The sequence below is a fragment of the Paraburkholderia sp. CI2 genome (assembly GCF_014201055.1).
Lineage (GTDB): Bacteria > Pseudomonadota > Gammaproteobacteria > Burkholderiales > Burkholderiaceae > Paraburkholderia > Paraburkholderia tuberum.
On the sequence record NZ_JACHDL010000051.1, the window covers coordinates 1 to 14764 of the forward strand.

The following is a 14764-nucleotide window of genomic DNA, read 5'->3' on the forward strand; positions in this document are numbered from 1 at the left end:
AAGAATATCTGTGCCCCGCAGCGTTTGGCCTGCCCGACAATGGCCGGGTATTCGTTCCGCATCCATGACTCGACCAGTTCAGGGTCGCGTTGGTACGCACGCGCAAGCGGCCGCTGGGGTGAAAGCCCGAGCTTGCGCAGTAGCCGACCGACAGACACCTCGGAGAGCCTGACGTTGAAATGTTCGCGAATCAACTCCCGCACCATGTCTCGCGTCCACAATGCAAACTCGAACTTCATCTGCATGGAGTTCTTCGTTGTGACCGTCTGATAGACGAAGCGGATAGCCTCGGACGACAGCTTCATCGGTCGACCAGGGATTGCCTTGGCTCGTAACGCCTCGATGCCCCCTTCGCGCCAGGCCGCCAACCACTCGTAAATACGCGCCCTCGAGAATCCCAGCGTGCGGATCACGTCCTCCGGCGACTCGCCCGCTTCGACGCGCTTGACCGCCCGAATACGGATCTCTTCAAGCGTTGCATGTGAAAGCTGCCGGCCGTCGTCCTCGCGCATCTCGCCTCTCCCTAAGCCCCTTAAAGCTTAGACCATGGCGTCGATTTATGTTCGCTTATTTATGCACTGGTTAGTAAATCCTTTCGGTTATTGCGGCACGGCACCCTGTTATATGCACGGTCGCGCTTGCTGCATCGGCTGATTGCCGAACGCATGGCTGTGCAGCGCGAATCGGACAAACGCTTTCCTAATCGCTGAGGCTTTTCGCGATCGAAAATAAATACAAATGGAGACAAATATCGTGCCGTGCTCTTTTTCTATTCGGAAGATACCGTATCTTTGCGCGCTGGCTGGCGGCGCATTACTTTGCGGCGGGGTCGCTTATGCGCAATCCAGCGTCACGCTCTATGGTGTGCTGGATGCGGGGCTGCTCTATGCGTCGCACTACCCCGCGGCAAACGGAAGTAATGCCGGACATATCTATGCGTTCAACGACAGTGGCACGTGGGCCACTTCATTCGGGTTGCGCGGCATGGAGGATCTCGGCGGTGACACCCGGATGGAATGCCGGATTGAGAGCGGTGTCAGTTTGGGAACGGGTGCCTTCAGCAATTCGAACAAGAATGCATTTGGTCGCCAGACCTACCTGTCAATGGACAACGACGATTACGGCAAGCTCACGGCCGGGCGATGTCACGTGTCGCGTCTTCCGTCAGGCGACTCGGTGTTTTTAGCGGCGCCGCGCGATGTGCTGCTGCTTTCAGTTCGTCTTTCATGGCTTTTCCTTTTGAGTTGTCAGCCGGTGAAACGGGTGTTTCCGAATCCGGCACCTGAAGTGTAGGAACGTCGCACAAATAAAGTCCTGCAGAAAATATGAAATGCTCTGAGCGACCGTTCGCCACGCGCCGTGTCGCGAATTTCCTGGTTGTTATTTTTTAAGAACGATTAAGGAGTTCAACAAGGACTCTGGGCAAAACCGTCGATAGACTGGATCTCAGTTTTTCTCGCACTTCAAGCGAGTGCGGCATGTCCTCCCATGGCGGTTTCAAGGGTGAAGCGCAACGGGGTTAATGAAACGCAGGCGGAGGCAGTGAAGCGGCTTCGAGCATGCGTGCGAAGACCTCCAGAGGCGAGTGAAATGCGTGCGTAGCACGTGGCCTGCTATTCATGCTGTCAGCGATGGCGTCAAGTTCATCCTGGCTGCACACGGACAAATCCGTACCTTTGGGCAGGTACTGACGCAGCAACCCGTTGGTGTTCTCGCAGGTGCCGCGTTGGCACGGACTGTGCGGGTCGCAGAAGTACACGCGCACGCCGGTGGCGGCAGTGAGTTCGGTATGTCGCGCCATTTCCTTGCCCTGATCGTAGGTCAGGCTTCACGGTGACGCCCACGCCGAGCAAGACCGCGTCGCAGTACGTGCAAACGCCGGTCGGCATGCTGTCGGTGTTCGGCTTCGAAACGCCGATTCCGTATCCGTTCGGCAATGAGCGAACCAGCTATCTGGTCACCGATATCGATCAGGCCGGTCAAGGCGGCGCGTGCGGCCGGCGCCGATGTCCTCGTCGATTCGTTCGACGACCCGATCGGCAAGGACGCGGTGATCCAATGGCCGTGAAGCGCTTCCATGAACTGGCGATTTGACGGATTTCGCATAACCGTTGTGTCGCTTAAGTCTTCTTAAGAATCCGCCAAAGTCTTTATAGGTTTTATTCGTTACGCTGCCGTGGACAGGATCTGCCAAAGACTTCGAATGGGCCCGCGCCCGGCTGCGAGGCCAGGCCGGCACGCGTGCGCAGGCGCGCCGGAGCAAGGATGTCTGACACGGAGGAGTTGACATGAAGAAAACCATTGCCGGCGTTGATATTCCCGACGGTGCCATGGCCCGCGCGGCGACTGATCTGACGCGAGGCACGGAGTCCGAGTTGATGTTTCACCACGCGCTCAGGACATTTCTGTTCGGTGCGCTGACCGGGTATCGCGAGAATCTGGCCTTCGACGCCGACCTGCTGTATGTCGGCGCGATGTTTCACAACGCCGGGCTGAACGCGAAGTATCAAGACTCGCCATACCGGTTCGAGGTGGACAGCGCGAACGCGGCGCGCGAATTCCTGCGGCAGTACGCCGTCGCCGATCAGCGGATCGATGAAGTCTGGGTGGCGATCGCATTGCACACGACACCTGGCATTCCGGAACATTTGTCGCCCTTGATCGCAATGGTCAGCGCCGGCGTGCAGATGGATGTTCGGGGGGCCCGTTACGACGAATTTACCGCGCAGCAGCGGGACGAAATCGTGCAAGCCTATCCCCGCGAATCGGGCTTCAAGAAGAAGCTGATCGAAGCTTACGCGCGCGGCATTGAGCATCGTCCTGCCACGACATTCGGGACGGTGAATGCCGATGTGCTGGACCGGTGGGATCCGAATTATCGCCGTCTGAATTTCTGCGGACTGGTGTTGGGATGTGACTGGTCAAATTGACAGATTGTTATTCAGAGGACGGACAGCATGGGTTACATCATTTCACTGGGAGTCGGCTTCGGCGTCGGGCTCCTCTATTGGCTACTCAAGGGAAACGCTGATCAATGGGTTCGCCGCCACCGTTGTCGACGAGTCAGTTTGAAAGCGTCAGAACGGCGAACGAATTTTTGTTGTGACCGGGATGAGTTTTTCTCGAATACGGGCCAACTGCTCGCGTTATTCATACACATGACGGACTTTCCCCATGTGTCGAGCGCAGTCGGTTCTTCGCGATCACCAGATTGGCCAAGGCGAACAGACTGAACAGTTGCGCCGTGTTCTTGGCTAGACCTTTGTAGCGGACCTTGCGATGGCGGAACAGATTCTTGACGACATGAAACGGATGCTCGACCCATGCGCGAATCTGCGCCTTGGTTCGCTCGACCTGGATCAGCAGATCCTTCAGCGCACCGTCACGCATTGCCTTGATTTTCCGCGCTTGACAGCCACACGCCACTGCACAGGATTGCCGTGCATCTCGTCGCGCTTTTCAACGTTCGTGTAGCCGGAATCGCCGAACGCTTCCTGCTCATGCCAGTGCAGCAAAGCATGGGCTTGCGATACGTCCGATACGTTGGCCGATGTACCCACCAGGCTATGCACCAGACCCGAGTCGGCATCGGCGCCGATATGCGCCTTCATGCCAAATGCCATTCGTTGCCATATCGTCATCACGACGACGTGCCAGAGGAGGCCATGTTATGAGCACACCGGACTTATCTTCCGACGCCGTGGCGCCGTCGGAACTCGAGATTCCCTTTTCTTCGCTGGAGTACCGTCAGCATCAGATGTTTCCACGTCTGTCCGCGGCGGAGATTCAAAGCCTGCGACGCTTCGCACGGCCGATGTCGTTCAAGGCGGGCGAGCTGATCTTCGAGACCGGGCAGGTTGCACTGGGCCTGTTCGTGCTGCTGCATGGGCGTGTGCGCATCTATTCGCGCGACAGCTTCGGACGCTCGACGCTCGTCACCGAACATGAAGACGGGCACTTCATGGCGGAGATGGCGCAACTATCCGGTAAGCCCGCGTTGATCGACGGCGTCGCGTTGACGGACGTGGAAACGCTCGTGATCGAACCGGACCGCCTGCGCGCGTTGATCGTTGCCGACGCGCAACTGGGCGAGCACATCATGCGCGCGCTGATATTGCGGCGGCTCGGACTGATCGAGCAAGGGCTCGGCCCGATCATCGTCGGCAATGGCGACGACGCGCGGCTCGTCGGACTGCAAGGGTTCCTGCGCCGCAATGCGTACCCGGCCACGGTGATCGACGCGCGCAGCGATCCCGAGGCGATCACGCTGCTAGGCGGCATGACCACCGGCCCGGCCGATTTCCCACTGGTGTTCTGCCCGAACGGTTATGTGCTGCGCGCGCCTGACGAGGCGCAGCTTGCTTCATGCCTCGGACTCGTGCCGATCTTCGAGCAATCGCATACCTACGACGTCGCAATTGTCGGCGCCGGGCCAGCCGGGCTGGCTGCATCCGTCTATGCCGCCACGGAAGGTTTGTCGGTCGCGGTGTTCGACCAGCGCGCGCCAGGCGGCCAGGCGGGCGCCAGTTCCCGGATCGAGAATTACCTCGGCTTTCCCACCGGCATTTCCGGCCAGGCGCTCGCGGCGCGAGCGTTCCAGCAGGCGTTGAAGTTCGGCGCGCATCTGGCGATTCCCGGCAAGGTCATGGACGTGCGGCGGCAAGATGGCATCTTCCTGCTGTCGCTGCTCGACGGTCAGCGCATCAGCGCCAGGACCATCGTCGTGGCGAGCGGCGCCGCCTATCGAAAGCCGACGGTGCCGGATTTCCAGCGCTTCGAAGGGCGGGGTACCTACTACTGGGCATCGACGATCGAGGCCAAGCTGGTGAGGGGGCAGGATATCGTGCTGATGGGCGGGGGCAACTCGGCGGGACAGGCGGTCGTCTTTCTGGCGAATTTTGCTCGCAGCATTCGGGTGCTGATTCGCGGCAACGACCTGAACGCGAGTATGTCGAAATACCTGATCGACCGTATCGGTTCGCTGCCCAACGTCACGCTGTGCACGCGCTGCGCGCTAAGCGCGCTCGAAGGCGATGAAGCCGGACTCGTCAAGGTTCATATCCGTAAGGAAAACGAACAGACCGATGAGGCGATCGCCACGCGCCATCTGTTTCTCTTTATCGGCGCGGATCCGAAGACGGATTGGCTCAACTCGAGCGGCGTGGAGCTTGATAACCGCGGGTTTGTCGTCACCGGATTCGCGCTCGGCGAACATGGCTCGCCTGAAGCAAGCGCGCGCTACCCGCTCGAAACCAGCGTGCCAGGCATGTTCGCAGTTGGCGACGTGCGCTCGGAGTCCGCGAAGCGCGTGGCAGCAGCCGTGGGCGACGGCGCTGCGGTGGTGAGTCAGATCCATGGGTACCTGAGCCGGCTGACGGCGGCTGCCGCGTAGGCATATCCGTCCTTTTACCCGAGTACTCGTATGGCGCATGGCACAACGGTGTATGCCGACAAACCACATTGAATGGAGCAATCGCAATGGCATCTTTCACCACCCGGGACGGCACGCAAATCTATTACAAGGATTGGGGTGCGGGCCAAGCGGTTCTCTTCTCCCATGGGTGGCCGCTCAACGCGGATGCATGGGACGCGCAGATGGTGTTTCTCGCGGAGCGCGGCTATCGCGTGATTGCGCATGACCGCCGCGGTCACGGACGTTCGTCGCAGCCGTGGAACGGCAACGACATGAACACCTTTGCGGACGATCTCGCCGTTCTGATCGACACGCTCGATCTGAACAATGTCGTGATGGTCGGCCATTCGATGGGGGGCGGCGAAGTGGTGCGCTATATCGCTCGCCATGGCGCGAAGCGTGTCGCCAAGGCCGTGCTGATCGCTTCGGCGCCGCCGTTCCTGCTGAAGACGGAAGCGAATCCGGGCGGCCTGCCGATGTCGATATTCGACGGCATGCGCGAGGGCGTGCGCAATAACCGCTCGCAGTTCTTCAAGGACGTGGCGTTGCCGCTCTACGGCTTCAATCGTCCGGATGCGCAGGTGTCGCAAGGCACGATCGACGCGTTCTGGCTGGCCGGAATGCAAGGCTCGATCAAAGCCTCGTACGATTGCATCAAGGCATTCTCGGAAACGGATTTCACCGGCGACCTCAAGCAGGTCACGGTGCCGGCGCTCGTGTTGCAGGGCGACGATGATCAGATGGTGCCGCTCGAAATTTCCGGAATGCGTTCGGCGAAGCTCCTGCCGAACGCCGAGCTGAAGATTTACGAAGGCGCCTCGCATGGTCTGTGCACGACGCACGCGGACCGCGTGAATGCGGATCTGCTGGCGTTCATTCAGTCGTAAAGCAGTACGCCGACGGCGCGGTTCGCGCGTCCGGCGGCGGTCGACGAGCGCCGCGGGCCACGGCGCGCGCGCAGGTACGCGAGCAGTTCGAGCAGTGCCTGCATGTCGGACGTGCAGGAAGCGCTTTCCAGTTCGTCTGCCAGCGGAGCCAGCAGTTCAGCGGCTTCTTCCGACCGACCTTGCACGTCCAGAAGACGCGCCATACCCATGGACGCGCGCAGCTGCCACATTTTCGCGTCCTGCTGGCGGGCAAGCTGGATCGCATTGGAAAATCGGCAGGACGCGATGGCGATTCCACTGGCGCGAGTCTCGCTCGTTCGAGCGTGCAGTTCCGCTTCGGCGTGTGCCGCGACACCCAGTGCTCGCCAGACCTCCGGCAGAAAGAACAGTTCGCCGTTGTTCTGGCAAAAATCCAGCGCTTCGCCGAGCCGGTTCTCCGCCTCCGGCACGCGCTTCTGTTTGATCAGCGCCTCGGCGTGCGCGACGATAAACGGCGTGATCATGCGCCGGAAACCGCGTGACATCAGCGCGTCGAGCTTGGCTTCGAGGACCGGCAACGCCTGTTCCGTACGTCCGTCGAGAATGTCGCGGTAGGCCGCCAGGCAGTCGCAATAGTCCAGCCAGATTGCGAAGCCGTGGAGCGCGGCTTGAGATCGCATGATGTCGATGTAGTGCGAGCCGCGCCGTAAATCGCCGGACATGAGCGCAAGCGGAATCACGGCGGCACCCAGCACGTGCGTGAGCGAAGGTTCCATCGTCTCCGAGCGAACCGAGTCGACGAGCGTATCGACCAGCGCCGTCGCCTCATCTGGGTCGCCCTGGAGCCATGCGATCCGGGCAAGCACGCCGCTGCAAAAGACGACCGGGTCGACGGCAAAGCGGCCCTCGCGCAGCGCTTCGCCGCGCAGCTGCGCAAGGCGCTGCCTGGCGCTCATCAGGCCTCGCTTCGCCTCCGTGTGCTGGCCGAGATAGTGCTGCGAAATCGCGATGATCTGGTCGGCGACGATCTTCTGCCACGGCGTGCCTTGCTGCATTGCCAGTTGGCGAAACTGCTTCGCGAAGGTCATCGATTGATTGATGTCGCCGAAGGAGAACATCGTGTTCCACAGGCCCCATAGCGCGTGAATGCGAAAGGTGTTGTCGTCGGACTCGACCGCGAGCGCGAGGACGTCACGCCACAGTTCCGCCGGCCGTGAAACCGGACCGCGCACATAGGGCAAGGCCGACGCCAGCGCCGCGCGCACGCGCATTTCGCGTGCGGCGTCCACCGATCCGGGGGGCAGGTGGTCGAGTGCCTCGACGGCTTGCGCGGCGCGCGTGCAGCACTCCTCGATCAGGCCTGAATGGAGCAGCGCACTGACCAGGTTCGACGCCAGTTCGACACCGACTCGCAGATCTCCATCGGGGGAGAAGGCCCAGTCGAAGGCAACGCGCGCATCGTCGAGCGTCTGTTGGAGCTCGGGCTGATTGCTGTTGTCGCCGCGCAATTCGCCGCCCGTTTGCGCCTGAAAGGGGCAGGAGAGATAGCGCGCATTGCGCGAGGTCATTTCCTGCAACTCGCCTTCGGCCTGCAGTTTTTCCCTGGCATACGCGCGGGTCGATTCGGATAGGCGGTATTTCGCCACCGGCCCCTCGAACTCCACGTTGACCAGTGACTTCGCTACCAGCTCGGTGATGCCGCCGATCGCGTTCGCCATCGAGTGCTCCTCGTCGCACGCGATCGCGCACATCGCCTCGAAAGTGAAACTGCCGCTGAAGACCGCGAGACGCCGGAAGAGCGCCTGAGTGGCCAGGTCGAGTATGGCGAAACTCCAGTCGAACGTCGCGCGCAAGGTCTGATGGCGCGGCAGCGCGGTCCGGTAACCGCCTCCGAGTATCGCCATGCGGTCGTCGAGCCGGCGATAAACGCCTTCGACGCCGAGTGCCACGACGCGGGCCGCCGCGAGTTCGATCGCCAGTGGAATGCCGTCCAGCCGGCGGCAAATCTCGCCGACTAGCCGGATTTCCGCGCTGTCGGCGCATACGGTTCCTTGCAGCGAATTAGCACGCTGGAGGAACAGGCTTACCGCGGAACACCGCAGAATCTCCACATCGGTGGAATGAGGCAGCGGCACAGCCAGCGGATCAACTTTGAACACCATCTCGGGCATGATGCGAAGCGATTCTCTGCTCGTGACCAGTATGCGCAGCATGTCGTTGCCGAGAACGAGTGCATCGACGATTTGCGCTACCGCGCTGATGACATGCTCCGCGTTATCGAGCACCAGCAGCTTACGTCGCCGGCCAAGCGCGGACGCCACCTGCGCAATGTCCGGATGCGGGCCGGACAGGTTTATTCCCAAGCTTTCGGCGATGGCGCCAAGCACTGCCTCTGGCGTACTCAACGCGGCCAGTTCGATGAAACAGACGGGTTCGGCGAAGTCGGGCGAGGTATGGCGAGCCGCTTCGATGGCGAGACTTGTTTTGCCGATGCCGCCGGCGCCGACCAGCGTGAGCACATGCGTTTGCGCCAGCATCGCGCGGATCAGGCCGACCGAGGCGTCACGCCCCAGCAGCACGGAGCTGGATGCCGGCAGACCGCCTCCGCCGGCCGCCTGCGAACCGGATTCGTTGAAAGCGGGACTCTTCTGCCGCTGGAGAAGCTGATAACCGCGGCCCGGTACAGTAAGAATCAGATCGCGGTCCGGGCCGAGTATCTTTCGCAGTGCGGAGAGATGCACCTGTACGTTGTTCTCTTCGACAACGGTGTCGGGCCAGACTGCATTCATCAGCTCGTCTTTCGTGACGAGGCGCCCACCGGCGGAAGCGACCACGGCAAGAATGTCGAACGCGCGGGATCCGACATGCACGACTTCGCCGTTTTGCCGCAAAGTGCGCATTTCCAGATCGATCAGAAAGCTGCCGATTTCGATCATCGCGTTATCAGATTCAGAATGAGCCAGATACGAAAGAATGCCAGGGGCGGGAAGGCATTCGCGGATGCCGGGTTCGGGCATGAGCGAACATACCGTGGCGACGGCCGCGCGTCTTGCACGTTAGTGCGATGCTTTGTAGGAAAGTCCGGTGCCGCGGGAAGGGCGTGCCACGCCCTGCTTGCCTAATGTCTGATCAAAACACTTTGCGGCAGAACTTGGGAGCCACGCGATTCAGTTGCGTGCGTGGCGGCGCCAGGTACCCGGGGGCATACCGACCAATTGCGAGAAGGTTCGCGTGAAGTGGCTTTGATCCGAGAAGCCGCACGCAATCGCGATATCCGACAACGATCCGTCGGAATGCCGCAGCAGATCCCGGGCGCGATCGATGCGCTGCTCCAACAGCCATTGATGCGGCGTGCGATCCGTGGTCTCGCGAAATGCGCGGATGAAGTAGCTGCGCGACAGATTGCACGCGCTCGCGATTTTTTCGAGCGAAACGCTCCCTTGTGCCTTCGCGAGGAGCATATCTTTGGCGCGCGTTTCATGCAGGCTCGACAACCGCCGGCTCTTCTTGTTCGATTGAGCCGGCGCGTTGCCATACCGGTCGATCAGATGCGTGCCGATGGTCACGCCCAGTTGCTCGACGAAGAGCGGACTGACGTTATCCGGGCTGTCGAGCGTGAGCGCCAATACCTGTGCCAGATGACCGAAGATCGGGTCTTTGCGGCCCGGCAGCGATGAGAAGCCCGCGATGGCGGACCCGCTGCGCTCGTAGCAGGTATTCGTGATAAAGGCGCGCGAGAGTTCCACCAGCACGAAATCGAATGCGCCGTGCAAGTCCGCGCGGTAGTCCTCTTCGAAATTGCGAATGTAGACCGAGTCCTTCTCGAAGTCGTGCAATGCCGACCGACTGCCCGAGATGATTCGCCTACGATGGCCGGCTGTCAGCGAAACACCGATCAGGAACCCGCGATCCGAGGCGGGCGTCGCTACCTCGCTGGTTTGTTCGCGACGCCTGCATTTGCGATAAAACGCGAATTCGCCCGTATCGAGTTCAAGGTCTTTGTGCAGTTGATTCGAAACGCATCCCAGCGAGTCCTTGTGCCGGAATGCCGTCGCAGTGAAAGCTTCTGAATGGTCAAGCATGATCCGTCACCTCTGTTCGTCTCGCTACAGTCGCTTGCCGGTTCGCGTTGCCAAGATCAGGAGATGGTGATAATCGGCGGGATGCGCAATTATCTCGAAAATAATCGAGGTCAAATATTAATTTTTGTTTAGCTTTCGGTATTTCGGGGGCGAACGAGCGTGTTTATTTTCGCGTCGACGACATGACTGGCGGAATCGAACGATGAACAAGGCGTGCCGGTAGTCGGCGATTGTGGACGTCGACTATTTCAGTCCGATGTCGGACGCGGTGCGCATGCTCAACGCCTTATGCGAAGGCGTCTGCTGCAATGGCGGTGCGTGCATTATGGCGAACCAAGGCCGAACGATTGGGCGAGCCGCGGCCCCTTGAGAAGCAGGGGTTCGACGGCTGCACGTCGAACCGTGGCCCACTCCGCGAGTATCCGGGCGACATCAGGACCCGGCTCCGCGAGCGCTTGCGCGAGGCTCACGGCGTCATCGGCGGCTTTCGACGTGCCCGAGCCGGTATGGGGCCGCAGCGTGCACGCGGCGTCGCCGACCAACGCGATGCGGCCTTTGGCGAACGACGGACTCAGCGCATCGGAGATCGCCTGCAGGAAGGGGGCTCCGGTTGCGGCCACCAGTTGCGACAGCGTGCGTGGAAGGCGCTCCAGCGCCGCCTGATGCAGGTGCGCCAGCGATCGCTCCGACAGTTCGCCGGGCGCCACCGACGCATGGTGACGCAGACCGTCGCGGCCGGTGAGAAACGCCCCGATTGACGCCGCATGGGTTTCGTTCCTGTACCAGAGCCAATTGAAGCGGCGCGTGCCCGGTTCGAGGGAGCCGTCCAGCGCGGGAATCAGGAACGTCATGAACAGTTCGCCTGCCGCATGGAAGAGCGTCATGTTCTCGACCAGATCCGCGATGTCGGCGCGGTTGAACGTGCTTTCATCCACCACGCCGCGCCACGCGATGTAGCCCGCATACGACGAAGCGCTATCGGGAAACAGCATCGAGCGAAGCCGCGAACCGGTGCCGTCCGCGGCGATCAGGATGTCGGCGCGAACCGGTGCCGCGCCATCTGCGAATCGGATATCGACGCTGTCCGCAACTTCAGCGACACTCTCGACGGTGTGCCCGTAGAGAATCGCGGTGGGCGGCAGCATGCTGCATAGCGACCGGTAGACGGCGTCCCAGGAAGAAAACGGCAGCAATTCGGGGTCCTCGCGAATCACGTTACCGTTCCGATCGATCCAGCGCCGGTGGTGCGTGGGTACCGACAACATGGCGCGGACCCGATGGCCGTGCTGTTCGAGAAACCGCAGCATTTGCCGCAACACCACGACGCCGCCGCCGCGACCGCGAAGCGGCGCCGTGGCACGCTCGTAGACGTGCACGTCGTGACCCGTGCACGTCAGCGTCAACGCGCATGCGAGTCCTGCTATTGAACCGCCGGCAATGGCTATTTTCATGTTCGTGGTGCAGTGTCCATTCAATGATTCAGTCTAGGTTTCTGACTCTTGCGATATCGCACTCTAGCGCTGCATCAGCAGTTGTGCTTGCCGCCGGCCATTGATCACCGCGTTGGCTCAGGACTATTAATAAAAATTAGCAACGGTTTCGAACGTGCCGTCGTATGCTTTTTCCATGCTGGAGCCAACCACGAGGAACAAAGTAATGAAGCTGATTCGGCGCGGATTATCCACGAATGTCGGTGCGTGGTGCATCGTGATACTGAGCATCGTAGCGGGGATGGGAACAGTGCGTTTGCCGCTGCGCCGCAGGTCAAAACGCAGGGCCCAGGTTTTTATCGGATGATGGTCGGTCAGTTCGAAGTGACCGCATTGCTCGACGGCACGCATCCGTTTCCGATCGACACGGTAATTGAAGGTGTACCGAAGGCTGAAGTCGAACGTGACCTCGCGCGCGATTTTTTGCAGGCACCGGTTCAAGGATCGATCAACGCCTTTCTGATCAATACCGGTTCGAAGCTGATTCTTATCGACACTGGCGCGGGCGTGCTCTATGGCGACTGCTGCGGACGCCTGCTGGCCAATCTGCGCGCCGCGGGCTATCAGCCCGGGCAGATCGACGAGGTATTGCTCACGCATCTGCATAAAGACCATGTTGGTGGCATCGTCGCCAACGGTGCGATGGTGTTTCCGAATGCGGTTGTGCGGACCAGCCGGACCGAAGCGGACTATTGGCTGAATCCGGCGAACAAAACGAAAGCGCCCGCTTTTCTCAGCACATTTTTCGATGCGGCAATCGCATCCGTCGCCCCCTATGTGGCGGCCGACCGCTTCAAGCCCTTCAGCGGGGACCTCGAACTCGATCCCGGGATTCGCGCCGCAGCGCTTCCCGGCCATACGCCGGGCCATACGGCATATCTCGTAGAGAGCGATTCCAAAGATCTGCTTGTGTGGGGCGATGTCATTCATGTCGCGGCGATCCAGTTGCGCAACCCTACGGCGTCCGTCGAGTACGACTCCGACGCGGTAGCGGCGCGGCGCTACCGCCGCTACGCGCTCAAGCTCGCCGCGGACAAACATTATCCCGTCGGCGCCGCGCATATCGCTTTTCCCGGATTGGGGCACATCAGGAAAGATGGCAGTGCGTATGACTGGGTGCCGGTCAATTACGACGCCTCACCCGCGCAATGATGTCGGCGCCTGGTTTGCCTCTCACCCCATCGAGGAACGGCATATGGAAACAGAAGCGATTGCGCTCATGCCTCACACGCATCGCGCGAACGGCATCCGTCACGAAGCGCGTCGTGCTTCGTGCGAAAAAACAAACGCCACGATAAACGACATTGGGGCGTCCGTATGGGACCACGTGATCCATGCGCTTCTGCCCGGATATCGGAGCGAGGGCCTGGGCGACGCATACCTTGCGCGGCCGGCGTCTCGCCGCGCCACTTATGCGCCGTCGTCGCACATTCAGGTCGAAGTGATCGAGCGCCTTTCCGACACGTCGATTGCCGTGCTTTGGCAGGACGCGACGCGGTGCCGCTACGTCGATCAGGTGTGGATCAGTTGCCGCGCCCGCGTGAAAGGGCGCTGTGCGGTGAGCGGCGCGGTCGTCCGTCGCGAGGATTCGATCTACAAGCCGAGAGTGCGACCCACTCCCCCGGCTAATGCCACCGCCATGATTCTTGCCTCTGTGATCGAGCAAATGACCTCCATGGTTGGAGAGGGTGGGGTGCGCTAGATGTGATCCAGATGGCCAGACGACGGACTGATGCACTAAGTCTGTGGGTTATGCGCATAGCGGGAGAGCGGCACCCGAATATTGCAGCCGTGGCGCTGGCAAACAAGACGGCTCGAATTGCCTGGGCGATGATCACAAGGGAAACCGACTATCAGCCGGAGCTTGCTGCGCACTGAAACCGAGAGCAACCAGCTGTACCTTCATCCACGATTGCAAAACAAGCCGCACAATGGCCAACAGGTCGAACCGGCGCTGATCAAACCCGCGAAGGACCGAGGCCTCGAGCCCGTAGGAGCGATTGGGAGTCAGCGCGCGAATAGCCCATCAGGGTCCGTTGCCTCGCAGAGGCACATTTGTACGAGACCGGATATACGTGAGCGATCGACAATGAGGCTTGATAGGCGACATGTTTGGAAACGAGGAGGAGTCCATGTACGGTCATCGGCCCGCGCATTTGCGGGTCACCCGAATGACCGATCCGCTTGCAAGCGGCCGTACCGGTTGCGTGCGCCCGAACGGCAGGAACGCTCATGTCGCTTAGCGACGCCGTCCTAAGGTTTCATTTTGCGGTCGCGAAGCGCCCGCCGGTCACTGCCGCTATGTGGCGTTCATCGCGTGGCCTACCCGTGATGTACTCACTTCATTTTCTCGAATCGCTGGCTAACGGCTGTTCCGCAAGGTCAAGTGATTCGCCACCGACCTAACTCCGCGCACCGATCCTGCCGTGTTGCCGGCGAGCGCGATCTGCCTGTGCTCAGGCACCCATCCCGTGAGCGTCACGACGCCGAGGCGCGCCCTGACCCGAATCCCTGAAGCATCCAGGCTCGGTGTCCGCCTGAGGGCGCTGCGGACGTCACGACTCACCGCACTATCCGGCCTGTTCTGAAGCCGCGACGTCGAGTACGCCACCCGCGCTGTCGCGCCAGCACCCGTGTTCTCACCCGTGTGTGCGCCAGCCTGGATCGAGCCGCAACTGATGGGGACCATAACCAGGATCGCGCAGATTTTGACGCTTGCACCACTCACATTCATTCTCCCCTGCAGCAAAAGACGGTAGACCCGCAAGTCCGCAGCTTTGCGGGCGGTCTTCGTTTAGACGGTGTTAGAACTTCCGGTCAGACCTGGTAGGCAGTATGACTTCCTGCGGGACAGAGGCTGGCCTGCCGCAACGGAATCAAACGCGGGTTAGCATTGCTGTCAGAGCCGCACGG

11 protein-coding genes and 4 pseudogenes are annotated in these 14764 nt (G+C 60.9%); 8 read left to right on the forward strand and 7 right to left on the reverse strand.

All coding sequences use genetic code 11. The annotated features are described in order from the left end of the window. Window positions 1-512: IS630 family transposase (locus tag HDG32_RS35360; RefSeq protein WP_184074433.1), on the reverse strand; the 512-nt coding region annotated here is incomplete at its 3' end. A gap of 226 nt (window positions 513-738) precedes the next feature. On the opposite strand from HDG32_RS35360, the gene HDG32_RS35365 reads away from it, so the two are divergent. Then, on the forward strand, window positions 739-1293 hold the full coding sequence (locus tag HDG32_RS35365) for a porin (RefSeq protein WP_184074435.1): 555 nt from the start codon (window positions 739-741) through the stop codon (window positions 1291-1293). A 226-nt stretch (window positions 1294-1519) separates the two neighbouring features. Here HDG32_RS35365 and HDG32_RS35370 read toward each other — a convergent pair. Further along, window positions 1520-1828 (reverse strand): annotated as a pseudogene (locus tag HDG32_RS35370) (IS30 family transposase); the annotation flags it as partial. On the opposite strand from HDG32_RS35370, the pseudogene HDG32_RS35375 reads away from it, so the two are divergent. The 3 genes and pseudogenes from HDG32_RS35375 to HDG32_RS37120 form a co-directional block, all read left to right on the forward strand. Continuing rightward, window positions 1819-2065 (forward strand): annotated as a pseudogene (locus HDG32_RS35375) (glyoxalase); the annotation flags it as partial. The pseudogenes HDG32_RS35370 and HDG32_RS35375 sit on opposite strands and share 10 nt — an antisense overlap. A gap of 223 nt (window positions 2066-2288) precedes the next feature. Further along, on the forward strand, window positions 2289-2930 hold the full coding sequence (locus tag HDG32_RS35380; protein ID WP_184074437.1) for a phosphohydrolase: 642 nt from the start codon (window positions 2289-2291) through the stop codon (window positions 2928-2930). Between the two features lie 27 nt (window positions 2931-2957). Continuing rightward, a pseudogene (locus HDG32_RS37120) lies at window positions 2958-3020 on the forward strand (XapX domain-containing protein); the annotation flags it as partial. A gap of 130 nt (window positions 3021-3150) precedes the next feature. Here the strand turns inward: HDG32_RS37120 and HDG32_RS35385 are convergent. Continuing rightward, window positions 3151-3631, reverse strand: a pseudogene (locus tag HDG32_RS35385) (IS5 family transposase); the annotation flags it as partial. Window positions 3632-3670: 39 nt separating this feature from the next. Here HDG32_RS35385 and HDG32_RS35390 point away from each other — a divergent pair. After that, window positions 3671-5392, forward strand: a complete 1722-nt coding sequence (locus HDG32_RS35390) for an FAD-dependent oxidoreductase (RefSeq protein ID WP_184074439.1) — start codon at window positions 3671-3673, stop codon at window positions 5390-5392. 86 nt (window positions 5393-5478) lie between these two features. After that, window positions 5479-6300, forward strand: a complete 822-nt coding sequence (locus HDG32_RS35395) for an alpha/beta fold hydrolase (RefSeq protein WP_184074441.1) — start codon at window positions 5479-5481, stop codon at window positions 6298-6300. On the opposite strand, the gene HDG32_RS35400 is transcribed toward HDG32_RS35395, so the two are convergent. From HDG32_RS35400 to HDG32_RS35410, 3 genes are all read right to left on the reverse strand, one after another. Beyond that, window positions 6291-9215 (reverse strand): winged helix-turn-helix domain-containing protein, encoded by a 2925-nt coding sequence (locus HDG32_RS35400; protein WP_184074443.1) that lies wholly within the window; start codon window positions 9213-9215, stop codon window positions 6291-6293. The genes HDG32_RS35395 and HDG32_RS35400 overlap by 10 nt on opposite strands. 231 nt (window positions 9216-9446) lie before the next feature. Next, window positions 9447-10361, reverse strand: a complete 915-nt coding sequence (locus HDG32_RS35405; protein ID WP_184074445.1) for a helix-turn-helix transcriptional regulator — start codon at window positions 10359-10361, stop codon at window positions 9447-9449. A 323-nt stretch (window positions 10362-10684) separates the two neighbouring features. Continuing rightward, window positions 10685-11812, reverse strand: a complete 1128-nt coding sequence (locus HDG32_RS35410) for an FAD-dependent monooxygenase (protein ID WP_184074447.1) — start codon at window positions 11810-11812, stop codon at window positions 10685-10687. Between the two features lie 249 nt (window positions 11813-12061). Between HDG32_RS35410 and HDG32_RS35415 the strand changes: the two genes are divergently transcribed. After that, window positions 12062-13003: an MBL fold metallo-hydrolase gene (locus HDG32_RS35415; RefSeq protein ID WP_409340083.1), complete on the forward strand. Its 942-nt coding sequence runs from the start codon at window positions 12062-12064 to the stop codon at window positions 13001-13003. A 43-nt stretch (window positions 13004-13046) separates the two neighbouring features. Continuing rightward, entirely contained in the window at window positions 13047-13553 is a 507-nt protein-coding gene (locus HDG32_RS35420) for a DUF3331 domain-containing protein (protein ID WP_260336721.1), read from the forward strand. Window positions 13554-14213: 660 nt separating this feature from the next. Here HDG32_RS35420 and HDG32_RS35425 read toward each other — a convergent pair. After that, window positions 14214-14585, reverse strand: a complete 372-nt coding sequence (locus tag HDG32_RS35425; protein ID WP_184074448.1) for a BON domain-containing protein — start codon at window positions 14583-14585, stop codon at window positions 14214-14216. Window positions 14586-14764: the final 179 nt, after the last annotated feature.

Excerpts from the sequence above, each read along its gene's own strand:
- HDG32_RS35420 (WP_260336721.1), top strand. The coding sequence starts at position 13,047 with ATGGAAACAGAAGCGATTGCGCTCATGCCTCACACGCATCGCGCGAAC.
- HDG32_RS35395 (WP_184074441.1), top strand. The coding sequence starts at position 5,479 with ATGGCATCTTTCACCACCCGGGACGGCACGCAAATCTATTACAAGGAT.
- HDG32_RS35365 (WP_184074435.1), top strand. The coding sequence starts at position 739 with ATGGAGACAAATATCGTGCCGTGCTCTTTTTCTATTCGGAAGATACCG.
- HDG32_RS35390 (WP_184074439.1), top strand. The coding sequence starts at position 3,671 with ATGAGCACACCGGACTTATCTTCCGACGCCGTGGCGCCGTCGGAACTC.
- HDG32_RS35400 (WP_184074443.1), bottom strand. The coding sequence starts at position 9,215 with ATGATCGAAATCGGCAGCTTTCTGATCGATCTGGAAATGCGCACTTTG.
- HDG32_RS35405 (WP_184074445.1), bottom strand. The coding sequence starts at position 10,361 with ATGCTTGACCATTCAGAAGCTTTCACTGCGACGGCATTCCGGCACAAG.
- HDG32_RS35425 (WP_184074448.1), bottom strand. The coding sequence starts at position 14,585 with ATGAATGTGAGTGGTGCAAGCGTCAAAATCTGCGCGATCCTGGTTATG.
- HDG32_RS35380 (WP_184074437.1), top strand. The coding sequence starts at position 2,289 with ATGAAGAAAACCATTGCCGGCGTTGATATTCCCGACGGTGCCATGGCC.
- HDG32_RS35410 (WP_184074447.1), bottom strand. The coding sequence starts at position 11,812 with ATGAAAATAGCCATTGCCGGCGGTTCAATAGCAGGACTCGCATGCGCG.